Annotated in this window: 17 protein-coding genes and 2 tRNA genes; 12 read left to right on the top strand and 7 right to left on the bottom strand. The window is 51.9% G+C overall.

The genetic code is table 11. The features are described from left to right. The first annotated feature begins 51 nt into the window (after nt 1-51). Nucleotides 52-981 (top strand): alpha/beta hydrolase, encoded by a 930-nt coding sequence (locus ABLV11_RS03780; protein ID WP_109220898.1) that lies wholly within the window; start codon nt 52-54, stop codon nt 979-981. Nucleotides 982-1045: 64 nt separating this feature from the next. Here ABLV11_RS03780 and ABLV11_RS03775 read toward each other — a convergent pair whose 3' ends face one another. Beyond that, nucleotides 1046-1453: a cupin domain-containing protein gene (locus ABLV11_RS03775; RefSeq protein ID WP_023321246.1), complete on the bottom strand. Its 408-nt coding sequence runs from the start codon at nt 1451-1453 to the stop codon at nt 1046-1048. 127 nt (nt 1454-1580) lie between these two features. Here ABLV11_RS03775 and ABLV11_RS03770 point away from each other — a divergent pair, with 127 nt between their 5' ends. Then, nucleotides 1581-2498, top strand: coding sequence for a LysR family transcriptional regulator (locus ABLV11_RS03770; RefSeq protein ID WP_224330363.1), 918 nt, complete (start codon nt 1581-1583; stop codon nt 2496-2498). 62 nt (nt 2499-2560) lie between these two features. On the opposite strand, the gene ABLV11_RS03765 is transcribed toward ABLV11_RS03770, so the two are convergent. Continuing rightward, a tRNA-Asn gene (locus tag ABLV11_RS03765) sits at nt 2561-2636 on the bottom strand. Nucleotides 2637-2736: 100 nt separating this feature from the next. Then, entirely contained in the window at nt 2737-3537 is an 801-nt protein-coding gene (gene mtfA / locus ABLV11_RS03760) for a DgsA anti-repressor MtfA (protein ID WP_162556705.1), read from the bottom strand. 90 nt (nt 3538-3627) lie between these two features. On the opposite strand from mtfA, the gene ABLV11_RS03755 reads away from it, so the two are divergent. Continuing rightward, nucleotides 3628-3717: transfer RNA gene (locus tag ABLV11_RS03755), tRNA-Ser, on the top strand. Nucleotides 3718-3946: 229 nt separating this feature from the next. On the opposite strand, the gene ABLV11_RS03750 is transcribed toward ABLV11_RS03755, so the two are convergent. Next, nucleotides 3947-5002, bottom strand: coding sequence for a porin (locus tag ABLV11_RS03750; RefSeq protein WP_108704846.1), 1056 nt, complete (start codon nt 5000-5002; stop codon nt 3947-3949). A gap of 638 nt (nt 5003-5640) precedes the next feature. Here ABLV11_RS03750 and drpB point away from each other — a divergent pair. Genes drpB through ABLV11_RS03730 form a run of 4 tightly spaced genes read left to right on the top strand, consistent with a single transcriptional unit; the run spans nt 5641 to nt 8625 of the window. Continuing rightward, on the top strand, nt 5641-5922 hold the full coding sequence (drpB, locus tag ABLV11_RS03745; RefSeq protein WP_004103510.1) for a cell division protein DrpB: 282 nt from the start codon (nt 5641-5643) through the stop codon (nt 5920-5922). A 42-nt stretch (nt 5923-5964) separates the two neighbouring features. Continuing rightward, a complete protein-coding gene (locus ABLV11_RS03740; protein WP_224329897.1) occupies nt 5965-6660 on the top strand; it encodes a phosphohydrolase in 696 nt (231 codons plus the stop codon). Nucleotides 6661-6716: 56 nt separating this feature from the next. After that, complete coding sequence (locus ABLV11_RS03735; RefSeq protein WP_224329895.1) at nt 6717-8150, top strand: DNA cytosine methyltransferase; 1434 nt, start codon at nt 6717-6719, stop codon at nt 8148-8150. Continuing rightward, nucleotides 8131-8625 carry a very short patch repair endonuclease gene (locus ABLV11_RS03730; RefSeq protein ID WP_004103475.1) on the top strand — a complete coding sequence of 165 codons (495 nt, stop codon included), beginning with the start codon at nt 8131-8133 and terminating at the stop codon, nt 8623-8625. Before ABLV11_RS03735 ends, ABLV11_RS03730 begins: the two co-directional genes overlap by 20 nt. On the opposite strand, the gene yedA is transcribed toward ABLV11_RS03730, so the two are convergent. Next, entirely contained in the window at nt 8600-9511 is a 912-nt protein-coding gene (gene yedA / locus ABLV11_RS03725) for a drug/metabolite exporter YedA (RefSeq protein ID WP_004103473.1), read from the bottom strand. The genes ABLV11_RS03730 and yedA overlap by 26 nt on opposite strands. Before the next feature lie 183 nt (nt 9512-9694). On the opposite strand from yedA, the gene ABLV11_RS03720 reads away from it, so the two are divergent. The 3 genes from ABLV11_RS03720 to dgcQ all read left to right on the top strand — a co-directional run bounded on the left by ABLV11_RS03720 (nt 9695) and on the right by dgcQ (nt 12636). Then, the gene (locus ABLV11_RS03720) at nt 9695-10606 is read left to right on the top strand and encodes a DUF808 domain-containing protein (RefSeq protein ID WP_023321241.1); all 912 of its coding nucleotides are present in this window, start codon (nt 9695-9697) and stop codon (nt 10604-10606) included. Between the two features lie 75 nt (nt 10607-10681). Continuing rightward, nucleotides 10682-10861: a DUF2158 domain-containing protein gene (locus tag ABLV11_RS03715; RefSeq protein ID WP_004113841.1), complete on the top strand. Its 180-nt coding sequence runs from the start codon at nt 10682-10684 to the stop codon at nt 10859-10861. 107 nt (nt 10862-10968) lie between these two features. Then, a complete protein-coding gene (gene dgcQ / locus ABLV11_RS03710; RefSeq protein ID WP_348855180.1) occupies nt 10969-12636 on the top strand; it encodes a cellulose biosynthesis regulator diguanylate cyclase DgcQ in 1668 nt (555 codons plus the stop codon). Nucleotides 12637-12965: 329 nt separating this feature from the next. Here the strand turns inward: dgcQ and yodD are convergent, their stop codons facing one another. Next, nucleotides 12966-13181, bottom strand: coding sequence for a YodD family peroxide/acid resistance protein (gene yodD, locus ABLV11_RS03705; protein ID WP_004103467.1), 216 nt, complete (start codon nt 13179-13181; stop codon nt 12966-12968). A 132-nt stretch (nt 13182-13313) separates the two neighbouring features. On the opposite strand from yodD, the gene dsrB reads away from it, so the two are divergent. Further along, entirely contained in the window at nt 13314-13502 is a 189-nt protein-coding gene (gene dsrB / locus ABLV11_RS03700; RefSeq protein ID WP_004103466.1) for a protein DsrB, read from the top strand. 41 nt (nt 13503-13543) lie between these two features. On the opposite strand, the gene rcsA is transcribed toward dsrB, so the two are convergent. Then, the gene (gene rcsA / locus ABLV11_RS03695; RefSeq protein ID WP_004103465.1) at nt 13544-14167 is read right to left on the bottom strand and encodes a transcriptional regulator RcsA; all 624 of its coding nucleotides are present in this window, start codon (nt 14165-14167) and stop codon (nt 13544-13546) included. Between the two features lie 456 nt (nt 14168-14623). On the opposite strand from rcsA, the gene yedD reads away from it, so the two are divergent. After that, the gene (gene yedD / locus ABLV11_RS03690) at nt 14624-15040 is read left to right on the top strand and encodes a lipoprotein YedD (RefSeq protein ID WP_172598516.1); all 417 of its coding nucleotides are present in this window, start codon (nt 14624-14626) and stop codon (nt 15038-15040) included. The last annotated feature ends 6 nt before the right edge of the window (nt 15041-15046 follow it).

Raw genomic sequence — 15046 nt, 5'->3', positions numbered from 1 at the left:
TGATATTAGCAATCATTATCAATAACGATAATGTGCCGGAAAAATTAACCGATGTCGCTTCGCAACTCTTGTTTCGCTTATCCGCCGAAAGGGCGGATTTTTATCGCCGCGCTGGTTACCACCTTGTATGCACTTAACGCTTACGCCAAACCCGATATGAGCCCGCTGGGGCCGAATATCGCCGACCGCGGTTCCGCGTATTATCATTTCAACGTCACGACCTTCGATTCCTCCGATGGTGAACGACATTATAAGGTCTGGACGGCGATACCGAATACGGCGCCGCCCGCGCAGGGGTATCCGGTTCTGTACGCCCTGGACGGCAACGCGGTGATGGATCGGTTGTCCGACACGCTGCTCGAAAAGCTGACGCATAAAACGCCGCCCGTCATTGTGGCCATTGGCTATCAAACGAATTTGCCCTTCGATCAAACTGCCCGAGCCTATGACTATCGGCCGAAAGTCGAAGAGGATCCCGCCGATAACCGCTGGGATCGGCGGAAAAGCGGCGGTAGCGGGGCGTTTCGCCGCCTCTTAGAGGATACCATTATGGAAAAAGTTGAGCGTGGGATCGCTATCAACCCGCAGCGACGGGCTATCTGGGGGCACTCCTACGGTGGATTATTTGTTATTGATGCCTGGCTGACGTCATCCCGCTTTCAGCTCTATTTCTCTGCCAGTCCTTCTCTGGGAAGAGGCCAAGCCGCGCTGTTAGACAGAATGGCCGGAGCAAAAGGCGAGGCGTTTAATCGGAACGCCTTATTCCTGATGGAGGGCGCGGTTGCGACGCAGCGCGGTTCTTCCGCCGGGGCAGTGGATACGCGCAGTAAAGTTCAGCAGACGGTTTCCCGGCTCAGGAAAAATGGCGTTGCGGTCAACTGGTGGCCTTATCCCGGCCTGTCGCACGGGGCAATGTTCAGTGCCTCGTTGCAAAGCGCGCTGCTGACGATAAGCGGTTTTCCCCGGGGCTCGGGCAATTAGTCGAAGATGCATTTTCGCATACCGCCGAATGAGAGCAGGGCGGCGAGCCCTGCTGTTTCGATGCTTAAGGCAGCTGACGATAGGCGTCGTCGGTCACCGGCTCCAGCCATTCGTTAGATGCGCCTTCGGCAGGGACGGCAACGGCAATATGGGCAAACCAGCTGTCGGCGGCCGCGCCGTGCCAATGCTTGACGCCTGCGGGAATATTCACAACATCGCCCGCGGTTAGTTCTCGCGCCGGTTGATTCCACTCCTGATACCAGCCGCGTCCGCCCGTCACCAACAGGATCTGCCCGCCTTTATGGTGAATATGCCAGTGGTTACGGCAGCCGGGCTCAAAGACCACGTTACCGATATTGACCCCTTCCGTGGAGAGCATATTCAGGTAGCTGGTGCCCTGAAAATACTGCGCATAGGCCTCATTTTTCTCCCCTTTGGGAAAAATGCCGTTACCGTCAAATTGTTCGTTCATGGTGTCTCCACATTTCAGTTTCGGGCGTTTAAGCAGCCCATCTGGACTGGCAGAACAAAGTGTAGAGAAGGTTTGATTAAATGATAAGATGGTCAAATATGAATACACTGGTGCAAAAAATTCACTAATAATGAGCAAAGAAAAACTCAACGATCTGCAGGCCTTTGTCACCGTAGCTCAGGAGCGAAGCTTTACCCGGGCGGCTGGAATGCTGGGGGTTTCCCGGTCGGCATTGAGCCATACGCTGCTGGGTCTGGAAGAGCGTCTGGGGGTGCGGTTGTTAATCCGCACCACGCGTAGCGTGTCGCCCACCGATGCCGGAAATCGCCTGCTGGCCGTACTGGCGCCGCGGCTGAATGAAATAGAAAATGAACTGGCTTCGCTGCGCGCTTTACGGGATAAACCCGCCGGCACGGTACGCATCACCGCCAACGATCATGCCATTGTCACCGTGCTATGGCCCCGCCTGCATCCATTATTAAATCGATATCCGGATATCCATATTGAGTTCAGCGTTGGCTATGAGCTGACCGATATTGCCGCCGGGCGCTTCGATGCCGGCGTGCGGATGGGCGATCAGGTGGACAAAGATATGATTGCGGTGCGCATTACGCCCGATGTGCAGATGGCGGTGGTTGCCGCGCCCGGCTATCTTTCCGGCAAAGCGGCGGTGGCAAGGCCTGAAGATCTGATGGCACACAACTGCATCAATTTGCGTTTGCCCACCCACGGCGCGCTTTACGCCTGGGAGTTTGCAAAGGGCAGCCAAAAAACCAGCGTTCGCGTCGAAGGGCAAACCGTTTTTAATAATACTTTTTTGATGATTCAGGCCGCTTTGGACGGGGCAGGGATTGCCTATGTTCCTCACGACCTGGCGGCGAAATATATCGCTAACCGACAACTGGTGCCGCTGCTGGCCGACTGGTGCCCGGTTTTCCCGGGGTACTATCTTTATTATCCTGGCCGGAATCATCTTCCGACGGCGTTTACGCTGGTGGTTGACGCCCTGCGCTGGCAGGCAGTAAATTGCGCAGCAAAAAGGTGAAGTAAGATGGGGTTATTGCCAGAAAAGCAAAAAGCCTGCTTGAAAGCAGGCTTTTTAGAATTTGGCTCCTCTGACTGGACTCGAACCAGTGACATACGGATTAACAGTCCGCCGTTCTACCGACTGAACTACAGAGGAATCGTGTGAACGAGGCGAATACTACTGGTCTCGTATTTTTGTGTCAACACTAAATTTAACTTGCTGATTCAAATGGCTAAATTTAGTGCAGGTCGTTGTTTTAGTGTACTGCCGGGCTATCGCCATCCTCCTGCGGGCTATTCTCGCGTAATCTCTCCAGCGGATCCTGGCGATAGAAATGGCAGAAACGCTGCCAAAGCGCGGGAAAGCGTGGGGCAAACAGCTCAGGGGCGCTGAAAAAGTATTCAGAGAGCACTGCAAAACATTCGGCAGGGTCGCTGGCCGCGTAAGCGTCAATACTGGCGGCGCTTTCGCCGACCAGATCGATCTCATCCTGAATATTGTTCATCGCTGCATGGAGATCGTGTTCCCAGCCAGCGACTTCGCGTAGCGGAATGAAGGGTACGCCGCTTGCGCGATCGCCATTGCGGGTATCCAGCTTATGCGCCACTTCATGGATAATCAGATTGAAGCCAGAAGCGTCGAAGGAGTCCTGAATATCCAACCAGTTGAGAACGATCGGCCCTTGTTGCCAGCTTTGCCCTGATTGTACGATTCGCTGGCTATGCACCAGGCCGATATCATCTTCCCATTCGTCGTCGACAACGAACGGAGCAGGGTAGATGAGCACCTCGTGAAAACCATCTAACCACTCGATCCCCAGTTCGAGAACCGGCAGGCAAAACAGTAGCGCAATACGCGCGCTCTGCAGGTGAGTGAGCTCAAGCCCCTGTAATGCAACCAGACGCTTTTGCTGCAAAAAGCGGGAAGCCATTTGCACCAGCTGCTGATGCTCATGGTCGGAGAGGTTGGCTAACACAGGGATGGCAAGCGCCTTTTCCCAGGGGATTTCCGCGTTGCCGGACTCTTCATCTACTTTCCAGGGCCATTTAAACATCATATTGCTCGCAAAGTCGTCACTTGAACTGATTTAAAGAGACAGGAACTATTAAAATGCCAAAGAACCTGGCATTATAGCAACCTCAACAGCGGAGAGATGCCGGAGCGGCTGAACGGACCGGTCTCGAAAACCGGAGTAGGGGCAACTCTACCGGGGGTTCAAATCCCCCTCTCTCCGCCACTATTCAAACACTTACGTGATTTCCTTTCAACGACTCCCGTCACAAATGGTATCGTGCCTTTTTAAGGCTACAATCATCATCTTCCTGGTTTACTGCTCTGGCAATCGTTAGAGATTGCAACATTGTGTGTTTGACTCGTCGCGATGCCAACGATTTACAGATGAGGTTCGCCGTTAAAAAACAAAAAACCCGCACGAGGCGGGCTTGGGATAAATGCACTAAACAATCTTAGAACTGGTAGGTGATACCTACAGCGAACTGATCGTCAGTTGATGCGCCAGTGATATAAGAATCTTCGTCATCCACCAGGTTGAATTTGTATGCGGTGTAAACGTTGAAGTTCTTGTTGAAGTAGTACCAGGTACCCAGTTCAACGTAGTTCATGATATCGGCATCACGGTTACCGTTCAGGTCTTTGCCTTTGGCATAGACGTAGCCCAGGGACGGACGCAGGCCGAAGTCAAACTGATACTGAACAACGGCTTCAATATTCTGAGTCTTGTTAGCAAAGCCACCAGACTCCATGTGAGTCATGTTATGGGACTCACCGTACATGACAGATGCGTAGACGTTATTAGCATCATATTTAGTGGCGAGGCTCCAGACTTCAGCGTTCTCGCCTCTGCGGTCCGCAGCCTGTTCATCAGTACGGTCAGAGTTGCTGTATGCGCCAACGAAACCGAAGCCGTCGATGTTATAGTTAACGGAGAAACCGAAGCCGTCGCCGTTGGCTTTAGCGCGGTCAGTGTCGTTGTTTTTACCCTGATACTGCAGAGCAAAGTTCAGGCCATCTACCATGCCGAAGAAATCGGTGTTGCGGTAGGTTGCTACGCCGTTGGTACGCTGAGTCATGAAATTGTCAGTTGCGATCAAACCATCGCCACCCCATTCAACCAGCATGTCGGTGTAACCTGCCGCGTCATAAACCACGCCGTAGTTACGACCATAGTCAAATGAGCCGTAGTCGCTGAATTTCAGACCAGCAAACGCCAGACGGGTATCATCAGCCTGCTGACCTTCTGGTTTGTCTGCTTTGATATTGTATTCAAACTGGCCGTAACCGGTCAGTTCGCTGCTGATCTGGGTTTCGCCTTTAATGCCGAAACGCGCATAGGAGGTATCGTCGGAGTTGTTGTTGTCGCCATCATGGGTCATGATGTGCTCGCCAACCATTTTGCCGTAGAAATCGAGTTTGTTGCCGTTCTTATTATAGATTTCTGCTGCATTAGCCGCGCCAGCGACTAATAAAGCTGGAACCAGAATTGCCAGTACTTTTCTTTTCATTATATATTCCCTTTTAATCATAATTAATATGAATTGTGTCACTCCCTCCGGGTTGACTATTTGATACTAGCGATTAAGTTCATTTTTCTTTAAGTGAAATATGTAAGTAAATTATATCTAATATTACAAAATGTTTCTGTTATATTCATTATATTTAAATTCTATCATTTTGTGATGACTTATGTTTTGTTTTTATGTTTTTCAATAACAATGGTTTATGTATTTTATCTGAATTATTCTTGTTACAAATAAGTTGCATGAGGGCTATGATTGTTTTTTTTGTATTTATATATTTAATGTATTGTTTAAATGACTCGCAAGGAGCAATTTCGTGCAACGAGAAGGCGTTTTCATGTGCGTGGTTTAATAAAATTAAATATGGTAAATGCAATGCAGATGCCGGCAAAAATGACCGCGAGAATGTATTTTTTATCATTATTTTGTATTATTTCAAACGGCAACGAATTGATTAAGTATATATGGCGGCCTCTCTGGTATTGAACAAAACTCGCGCACTCGGGCGTCCCGGTCAGCAAGATCTGCTACCTTGCAAGAATTTTGATTATATAATGTGATGAATATCACTATTTTTCACTGAGTCCGTGATGTTAGTTGTTGAATATATGGAGAACAAATTAATGGAAGAGAAAGCGAAAAGAAGCCCTGGCGGGAAGCTGGCACTATGGGCGTTTTACGCTTTTTGCGGCTATTTCCTGTGGGCGATGGCGCGTTACTGGTGGGTTGTCGGGCAGATCCAAAGCGTACCCGGCGCGACGATTGACGGTGAGCTCGGTTCAACGGCAGGGAAATGGATCGGCGCGCTGCTGGGATTTCTGGTATTGGGCATTGTCGGCGCTATTCTCGGCGCAATTGCCTGGTATACGCGTCCTGATCCGCAGATGTATGAACATCACGAGTAAAGTTGCTATGCTCGTTGCTGACCTGATCTCAAAGGAGCGCGCATGGATCTTTATCAATGGCAGCGACGATTGGAAGCCTGGCTAAGTGAACATCACTCGCAAGGGGATGCCGCTCACGATATTTCACACTTCCGCCGGGTATGGGCCACCGCGCAGCAACTGGCCGAAGAGAGTGATGCTGATCGGCTGGTGATCCTCACCGCCTGCTATTTTCACGATATTGTCAGCCTGGCGAAGAACCATCCTGAGCGTAGCCGCTCTTCGGCGATGGCTGCGGAACAAACGCTGACTATCCTGCAGTCAGATTTTCCCGATTTTCCGCCGGAGCGCTACGCGGCGGTTCTGCACGCCATCGAAGCGCATAGTTTTAGCGCAGGGATGGCTCCCCGCAGTGAAGAAGCGAAAATTGTCCAGGATGCCGATCGGCTGGAGGCTTTGGGGGCGATTGGCCTGGCGCGCGTATTCGCGGTATCCGGTGCGCTGAACAATATCTTGTTTGATGCCGACGATCCCTTTGCCGATCGGCGTGAACTGGATGATAAAAAATACGCGCTGGATCACTTCCAGTGCAAGCTGCTGCGTTTACCGGAAACGATGCAGACAGAAAAGGGTAGGGCGATGGCGCTGCACAATGCGCGCTTTCTGGTTCAGTATATGGCTAAGCTCAGCGCCGAACTTCGCGGAGACCCGATGTCCCTTGATGACAAGGTTTTGCAGCGCTTTGATCCACTAGCATAAAACTGCCCGCGCTATTTATGGTAACCTCTGCAAAAATAGTCGGGCTGGTTGAGGTTATGGCGCAAAATTTATCCAAGGAAAATCCCCCGTCTTTTAAGGTTGAGCATACCGAAGAAGACGCGCAGACGTTATTGCGCCAGCTAATGGCAATTTATGACGTTAAAACGCTGGTGGCGCATCTGGTTGCCGTCGGTGAGCAGCACTGGAGCCCGGCTATCCTCAAGCGCGTTGCGACGGTATCGCGCGCGGCAGGGCGCATAAGCGCGCAGGAGCAGGCACATCTTCGTTCGCTCCTGCCGCAGCCTCCAGCTCATCATCCCCACTATGGATTCCGCTTCGTCGACCTGTTCGCCGGCATCGGTGGTATTCGTCACGGTTTTGAGGCGATTGGCGGGCAATGCGTGTTTACCAGCGAATGGAATAAACATGCGGTGCGCACCTATAAAGCCAACTGGTACTGCGATCCTGAGCAGCATCGCTTTAATGAAGATATCCGCGACGTCACGCTGAGCCATCTCCCTGAGGTGAGCGATGAAGAAGCCGCGCAGCATATACGCCAGGCAATCCCGCAGCATGACGTACTGCTGGCCGGCTTCCCCTGCCAGCCTTTTTCACTGGCCGGCGTCTCAAAGAAAAATGCCCTTGGACGCGCTCATGGTTTTGCCTGTGAAACCCAGGGAACGCTGTTCTTTGACGTGGTAAGGATCATCACCGCCCGCCAGCCGCCAATTTTTGTGCTGGAGAACGTCAAAAACCTGAAGAGCCACGACAAGGGGCGGACCTTTCGTATCATTATGCAGACGCTGGATGAGCTGGGTTACGAGGTTGCCGATGCGGCGCATACCGGAGCGGACGATCCTAAGGTGATTGATGGACGCCATTTTTTACCTCAGCATCGGGAACGGATTGTGCTGGTGGGTTTCCGGCGCGACCTCCAGCTCCATGAGGGGTTTACCCTGCGCGATATTGCCCACCTCTTTCCTGCCAGCAGACCTACTTTTGGCGAGCTGCTGGAACCCACGGTTGACGACAAGTTTATCCTCACCAGGGTGCTATGGAAGTATCTCTATCGCTATGCGCGTAAGCATCAGGAGCGAGGGAACGGTTTTGGTTACGGGCTGGTTGATCCAACGAATCCGCACAGCGTGGCGCGTACGCTCTCTGCCCGCTATTACAAAGATGGCGCGGAAATCCTCATCGATCGCGGCTGGGATCGGCCGTTAGGCGAAAAATATTTTGATGACCCGGAGAATCAGTTGCGTCGTCCGCGCAGGCTGACGCCGCGGGAGTGCGCGCGTCTGATGGGTTTTGAGACGCCGCAGGGGTATCGTTTTCGTATCCCGGTCTCGGACACTCAGGCCTATCGCCAGTTCGGCAACTCGGTCGTGGTGCCGGTATTTGCTGCGGTAGCGAGGCTGCTGGCACCGCGAATCGAAAAAGCGGTAGCCATGCGTGAGCAAGAGATTAACCATGGCCGACGTCCACGATAAAGCCACCCGTAGTAAAAACATGCGCGCGATCGGCACCCGCGATACGGCAATTGAGAAACGGCTGGCGGGGCTGCTGGCGCGTGCCGGTTTTTCCTTTACCGTACAGGACGCCGCGCTCCCCGGCCGCCCGGATTTTGTGGTATCAGACTATCAGTGCGTAATCTTTACTCACGGCTGCTTTTGGCACCATCACGACTGCTATCTGTTTAAGGTGCCCGCGACGAGAACCGAATTCTGGCTCGACAAGATAGCCAAAAACGTGGCGCGCGATCGCCGGGATATCGGGCGACTGGTGGAGCAGGGATGGCGGGTGCTGGTGGTCTGGGAATGCGCGCTGCGCGGGCGAAAGAAGCTTAACGACGAAGCGCTGGGCGAACGACTGGAAGAGTGGATCTGCGGCGGCGACCGGTGCGCGCAGATCGATACTCAAGGCATAGGTCTGTTAGACGTTACTTCTGCGCCTTACAGGACGTAATCTCGCGACGAACCGGGAACAGGTATTTGCCGAGCGTCACCAGAATGACCGCAAAAATTATGATGCCGAGCGCCAGCCACTCTACGGGAGATAAGCTTTCCCCGGCAAAACCGGTGCCCAGCAGGACGGCGACTACCGGGTTGACGTAGGCATAGCTGGTCGCCACGGCTGGCGTCACGTTACGAATTAAATACATATAGGCGTTGATGGCGATAAGCGATCCGAAGATAGCCAGATAGGCGACGGCAAAAATGCCGGACCATGAGGGTATCTGAGTTAACTTTTCACCGCTCAGCGCGGAGGCAATCATCAGCACAATCCCTGCCGCCAGCATTTCAACCGCGCCCGCCATCATACCGGTGGGGAGCTCAATCCGCGAACCGTAGACCGAACCAAAGGCCCAGCTCATCGAGCCGATCAGAATCAGCAGCGCTCCCCAGGGGTTACCGTTCAGGTTGCCGCCGCTGTTAAGCAGAACAATACCTGCCAGACCTATCGCGATCCCTAACCACTCAAGCTTGCGGGTGGCAATACCAAAAAAACGGCTAAAACATAGGGTAAACAACGGTACCGTCGCGACCATGACTGCCGCAATACCTGAGGGGACGTGCTGGTGTTCGGCAAGTGTCACAAAACCATTGCCTACGGCCAGCAGCAAAACGCCGATCAGCGCCGCGTTGAGCAGCGGTTTGCGCGAAGGGAGCTTATGGCCCGTGGCCAGCAACCAGGCGAGCAGCACCGCGCCAGCGGAAAGAAAGCGCACGCCAGCCATCATCAGCGGAGGCCAACTGGCGACGCCAACGGCGATAGCGAAATAGGTGGAACCCCAGATGATATACAGCGCAAACAACGCCCCGATGAGCGGCAACAGCTGACGGGTAGACATACTTCCTCACGACGGTGCAGAGATAGAAAGGAGACGTATAGTAAACGTGAAAACTATCGTGCTGGCGAGCGCTTTAGTTAGCCTGCCGCGGTTAAATTTATGTTGACTAAGGACGCCAGTGGGCGAAAAAGCGCTTTTGCTTCATACTTCATGAGGAACAATCATAAATGAAGGAATGCAATTTTGGCGGGAAGTAGTCTATTAACCTTATTGGATGATATTGCCACTTTACTCGATGATATTTCGGTCATGGGGAAACTGGCGGCAAAAAAAACGGCAGGCGTATTGGGTGATGATTTATCGCTGAATGCTCAGCAGGTAACCGGCGTGCGGGCCAACCGTGAATTGCCGGTGGTATGGGGCGTAGCTAAAGGCTCATTGATCAATAAAGTGATTCTGGTGCCGCTGGCGCTGTTGATTAGCGCTTTTATCCCGTGGGCGATTACGCCACTGCTGATGCTGGGTGGCGCCTTCTTGTGCTTTGAAGGCGTCGAGAAGGTGGTGCACACTCTGCAGGCGCGTAAACATAAAGAGGATCCGCAGGTTCGCCAGCAGCGGCTTGAAGCCCTGGCCAATCAGGACCCGATGGCGTTTGAACGAGATAAGGTAAAAGGCGCGGTGCGCACAGATTTTATTCTGTCTGCGGAAATTGTCGCGATTACCCTCGGGATTGTCGCTGAAGCGCCGTTATTAAATCAGATTCTGATTTTGTCCGGCATTGCGCTGCTGGTGACGGTGGGGGTGTACGGTCTGGTGGGGGTTATCGTCAAGCTTGATGATATGGGCTACTGGCTGGTGGAGAAAAGCAGTGCGCTGGCGCAGTGGACAGGGAAAGCTTTACTGGCGATTGCGCCTCGTCTGATGAAGGTGCTGTCCATCGTCGGCACCCTGGCGATGTTCCTGGTCGGCGGCGGCATTGTGGTCCACGGTATCACGCCGCTGCACCATGCCATTGAAAATCTGGCTCAGGGGCAGAATGGCGTCATTGCCTCGCTGCTGCCAACGGCTGCAAATCTGGTGCTGGGATTCATTATTGGCGCCATCGTGCTGGCCGTGGTGAAAGCGATAGCCGCTCTTCGCGGTTCTACGAAGTAAATGTGCTATCTATCATGCAAAGTGGTTCACCTTCGTCTAAGGTAAATCTGTTTCTTCCTGATACCGGAGGCAAAAATGGTCTTGTTGGTCAGTGATGAAGTGAGACGCAAAAACGGCGGCCCCCGCATGGTCGTTACCGGATTCGCCAGCGGCATGGTGGAATGTCGTTGGTATGACGGTTACGGCGTAAAGCGCGAGGCATTTCGTGAGGATGAACTTATCCGTGGAGGAGGAGGGAAGCTGAACCGCACCTGACCCTCCATCAACGCCCGGCATCCGTCGGGCGTTTTCATATTGTGAATTATTTTACCAACAGGGAGCGTGGATGAAGTTTGCTTCTTTAACCGTGCTGCGAGAAAACGATGGATAAGCTGATGTGGGTGAAAAAGCTGCGCCAGATTTTAAGCCCCGGATATGTGGTTAACCTCTGTTTTTTTATTGTCTTCTGCTTCTCTACGCTGTTGATATGGCGTGAGATCAAGGTTCTGGAAGAAGCCTACGTCGCTAACCAGCGCAACAACCTTGAAAACGTGGCACATGAATTTGACAGCCTGCTGCAATTTAATATCGACAGAATGATTTTTTTTCGTAACGGCATGCATTCCGCGCTGGAGACGCCGTTAGATTTTGCCGTGCTGCGCAAGGCCGAAGAGAGTTATTTAGCGAAGCGACACGATCCGATCTGGTCAGTTGAGATTCACAATCGACGAACGCTGCCGGTCTACGGCGTTGCCGATGCCTTTATCGACGGCGACGAACTTCTTTCCCGCGACACTCCCTTTTCCGGGAACGAGCTGATGGCTACCCTTGAACTCGGTTATATGCTGCGCCTGGCCAATAACAACCGGGGTTTCGCTAAGCGTATGCTGTACGTGTCGCGCAGCGGCTTTTTTATCACCACTGAGCCGCTGAAAAATTCGACGCAGGCGCTGGCGCTCTATTCTCAGGCTACGAGCGATGCCTGGTTTATCCGCCAAACGCAGCGTAATAACCCTGCTCGCGGTATCGTATGGCAAACGGTTCCCGGCGATGAATCGCCGCGTGAAATACCGGTGATAACGGCGTCTATTCCGCTTGATTTCCAGCGTTTCTGGCTCGGTGTCCTGGCGATGGACTTCTCGGTACAGGAGATGAAGGCGTTTCTGGTCAATGCGATAAAGACGGGTGAGGAAGGTGAGTATCAGCTTTATGATAATCAACTTAATTTGATAGCTTCTTCTGCGCCGGGCAACGTGCTGACGCTGCTGTCTGCGCATGAACAGGAGATGCTGAAGCGCGCTTTTGCTGGTGAGAATCAGGGGGGGATTCGCCTGGTTACCCGTTATATCAGCTGGGAGAAGATCCGCAATTTTGATGGGGTGCTAATCCGTATTCACACTATTCAGGAGGGGGTACGCGGCGACTTTGGCAGCATCACTATTGCCCTGATGCTGATGTGGTTAATGTTCACCCTGATGTTGATGATCTCGTGGTTCGTTATTCGGCGAATGGTGCGCAATATGAGTATGCTGCAGACCTCCCTCGAATGGCAGGCCTGGCATGATGCGTTGACCCGCCTGTTAAATCGGGGGGCGTTATTTGAACGCGCCACGGCAGCTGCTCGCCAGAGCGAACGCCTGAAGCGTCCAGTGGCGGTGATTCAACTCGATCTTGATTACTTTAAAAGCGTTAACGATCGGTACGGGCATTATGCGGGGGATCGCGTGCTGACGCTGGTGGCCAGTACTATCGCCAGCCATATTCGCGAAGGCGATTTTGCAGGGAGGGTTGGCGGAGAAGAATTCTGCATCGTCCTGCCTGATACCAGACTAAAAGAGGCGACGGCCATTGCAGAACGGATCCGTATACGGATCAATAGTCGTGAAATTTTACTCGGCAACAGCGCCTCTTTACGTATCACCGCGTCGTTTGGAGTGAGCTGCAGTGAGGATTCCAGCGACTACAGCTTTGAGAACCTGCAGTCGGTTGCCGATCATCGTTTGTATCTTGCCAAGCAAAACGGGCGCAATCAGGTATGTGCGGACGGGTGATGTATCATTTATCGTGTGAATAAAATGAATTTAAATCATCCGTTTTGGCTATTTTAGTGAGATTATTCTTAAAAACATTGAGCGATGCGCAAACGTTCGTGGAAGAATAAATAGCGAGAGTCCTTGCCTGGCGAGCGTTGCCAGCGCAGGCGGCTTTCTTGACCCCATTTTTCAATAATTTACTCCATGAATGTTTGTTGTCATGCAAAATAATTGAGGGTAATGTTTGTAGCGCATCGGATATCCTGGTGTAACGAATTTTCAAGTGCTTCTTGCATTAGCAAGTTTCATCCCGACTCCTGCGAGTCGGGATTTTTTTCGCGCAACGATCAGCGATTAGCTTCGGTAACGCTAAAGTCATGGATATCGAGTTCAAAGGCCTCGGCCAGCTCGCGCCAGGTATGGTAACCCCGGCCATCAATGCTGACGTGATGAGGATCGTCTTGCGTTCGCTGGACTTCACTTTCGCTGATTTCATTAATCGCCGCCAGCAGGGCGTCAACATCAACGCTTCCCGTGCCTTTGTGCTCTTTGGCGATTTTCATTTCGGCTACCTCGCTTAACTCAGACAGGGCTCCTTAAGTATAGACGGTCTACAAAAACAGCAGTTGCCCGGCCGGACACTGCGCGATCGGCAGTTTTGTTCTACACTGGCTCAAAAATAGAGGAGATGAGTTATGCAGGTAAACGATCGTGTCACGGTGAAGACCGATGGTGGCCCACGTCGGTCGGGCGTTGTGCTGGCAATAGAGTCGTTTAGCGAAGGGGTCATGTATCTGGTTTCGCTGGAGGATTATCCGCTGGGGATCTGGTTTTTTAACGAGCACGGCCATCCTGACGGTATATTCGTTGAGCGGGAAGAGTGATTCGCCGCGAGTAAACTGGCGGCAGCGGCCGCCAGCGTTTTTCAACGCAGGTTGACGTGAATTCCGGATGTGATGTTTTCGGTCAGGCGGACGATGTGATAAATCACCTGTTTATTGTGGGTTTGAATCTTCTTTTTAATATTGCCCTTGTGCGAGGACACGGTCTTGGCTTTAATGTTCATCTGCGCTGATATGTGCGAGGTTCCGTGTCCGGCCATCCACATCTGAAGCATATTTGATTCGGTCTGGCTTAAGGTCAACGTGGGAATATTAATCCGGGCAGCACGATAGTTCTCATATTTAAGACGGTTGGCGAGAATGTCATCAAGGTCTTTTTCGGTCAGCGATTTCGAGCACACGAGTAAGTTTTTGCGCACCAGCAGGTAATGGTCGAAATGAATATTGGCCAGCGACATAAAGATAATGAATAGCGTGGCGGGATACTGGCTGATGATTTGTCGGACAAGCTGGTTGCTCTCTTCATGATGAATAAAACAATCTTCATTGATAAATACTACGGCAGGGCGGCTGGCCTCACACATTGCCTTCAGGTTTGACGCACTCTGTACTTCTGCGATCTCACGCTTCTTTACCCCCCTGCTTGTCAGGTACCCGGTTAATCCCAGCCGGGTGAAGCTGCATAAATCCATGATAATCGTTGACATGACCCATCCTCAATCAACACGTAACGATAATTTATCCCTCGCCGACAAGCGCGATGAAGTCCATTTTGTTAGCAATTAAAACGACCGCTGCCGTGGAACCATTAGGCAGCCTGAACTATTCCTTAATATGCCCCTAATTTGCCAGGAATATTCTCAAAGTAAAGACGACAAAAGGCTATGTGGAGGAAATAAAAACATTAAATACCCGTCATATATAAGTTTGCCATTTTTACGCTTTTTTAAAATAGGATTATCCTTATATTGAGTGGTTAAAATAACGTCTTCGAATTAATGGCATTAATGGGATGGATGAGAATAACTTAACATTCCATGGCTATTTTTTGCCAAATAACGCGGTGCAGGCGGGCACTCTGCTTAGCCTGTACTCGATCCCGGAAGAGTGGCGGGCTTACCGCTTTAATGCCACAATGCTTTTTTTATCGGTTTGTGGGATGAATGATGAAAAAGATGGTACTGGCTGGCGCGCTGCTAGCCCTGACTGGGTGCGTGCAGGTTGATAGCTACAGCGATGTTGTTAAAGCGCCGGCGCCTGCAGGGCTGGAGGGATACTGGCAATCGGCAGGCCCGCAGAGTGAAATGATGAGTCCTGAAGCGATAGCGAGCCTTATCGTGACCAAAGAGGGTGATACGCTTGACTGTCGACAGTGGCAACGGGTGATCGTCCTGCCGGGGAAATTAATGAAGCGTGATGATGTGATCTATAACGTTACCTCCGCGTTAGATGTCTATCCGCTTGAGCGTGAAGGCAATACGCTGCGCTACGATCGTATGACGCTTAAACGGGTGGATCGCCTCACTCCGGAGTGTGAACTGGCGTGGAAAAAAGCGTCGGCTGATAAAAGCGGACGGTAAGCTTGA

This window comes from Klebsiella sp. GW_Kp181, assembly GCF_040062315.1.
In the GTDB taxonomy this organism is placed as follows: Bacteria; Pseudomonadota; Gammaproteobacteria; order Enterobacterales; family Enterobacteriaceae; genus Klebsiella; species Klebsiella oxytoca.
This window is presented reverse-complemented; position numbering and strand designations above follow the sequence as displayed.

Excerpts from the sequence above, each read along its gene's own strand:
- ABLV11_RS03780 (WP_109220898.1), top strand. The coding sequence starts at position 52 with ATGTCGCTTCGCAACTCTTGTTTCGCTTATCCGCCGAAAGGGCGGATT.
- ABLV11_RS03775 (WP_023321246.1), bottom strand. The coding sequence starts at position 1,453 with ATGAACGAACAATTTGACGGTAACGGCATTTTTCCCAAAGGGGAGAAA.
- mtfA (WP_162556705.1), bottom strand. The coding sequence starts at position 3,537 with ATGATGTTTAAATGGCCCTGGAAAGTAGATGAAGAGTCCGGCAACGCG.
- ABLV11_RS03750 (WP_108704846.1), bottom strand. The coding sequence starts at position 5,002 with ATGAAAAGAAAAGTACTGGCAATTCTGGTTCCAGCTTTATTAGTCGCT.
- drpB (WP_004103510.1), top strand. The coding sequence starts at position 5,641 with ATGGAAGAGAAAGCGAAAAGAAGCCCTGGCGGGAAGCTGGCACTATGG.
- ABLV11_RS03740 (WP_224329897.1), top strand. The coding sequence starts at position 5,965 with ATGGATCTTTATCAATGGCAGCGACGATTGGAAGCCTGGCTAAGTGAA.
- ABLV11_RS03735 (WP_224329895.1), top strand. The coding sequence starts at position 6,717 with ATGGCGCAAAATTTATCCAAGGAAAATCCCCCGTCTTTTAAGGTTGAG.
- ABLV11_RS03730 (WP_004103475.1), top strand. The coding sequence starts at position 8,131 with ATGGCCGACGTCCACGATAAAGCCACCCGTAGTAAAAACATGCGCGCG.
- yedA (WP_004103473.1), bottom strand. The coding sequence starts at position 9,511 with ATGTCTACCCGTCAGCTGTTGCCGCTCATCGGGGCGTTGTTTGCGCTG.
- ABLV11_RS03715 (WP_004113841.1), top strand. The coding sequence starts at position 10,682 with ATGGTCTTGTTGGTCAGTGATGAAGTGAGACGCAAAAACGGCGGCCCC.
- dgcQ (WP_348855180.1), top strand. The coding sequence starts at position 10,969 with ATGGATAAGCTGATGTGGGTGAAAAAGCTGCGCCAGATTTTAAGCCCC.
- yodD (WP_004103467.1), bottom strand. The coding sequence starts at position 13,181 with ATGAAAATCGCCAAAGAGCACAAAGGCACGGGAAGCGTTGATGTTGAC.
- dsrB (WP_004103466.1), top strand. The coding sequence starts at position 13,314 with ATGCAGGTAAACGATCGTGTCACGGTGAAGACCGATGGTGGCCCACGT.
- rcsA (WP_004103465.1), bottom strand. The coding sequence starts at position 14,167 with ATGTCAACGATTATCATGGATTTATGCAGCTTCACCCGGCTGGGATTA.
- yedD (WP_172598516.1), top strand. The coding sequence starts at position 14,624 with ATGATGAAAAAGATGGTACTGGCTGGCGCGCTGCTAGCCCTGACTGGG.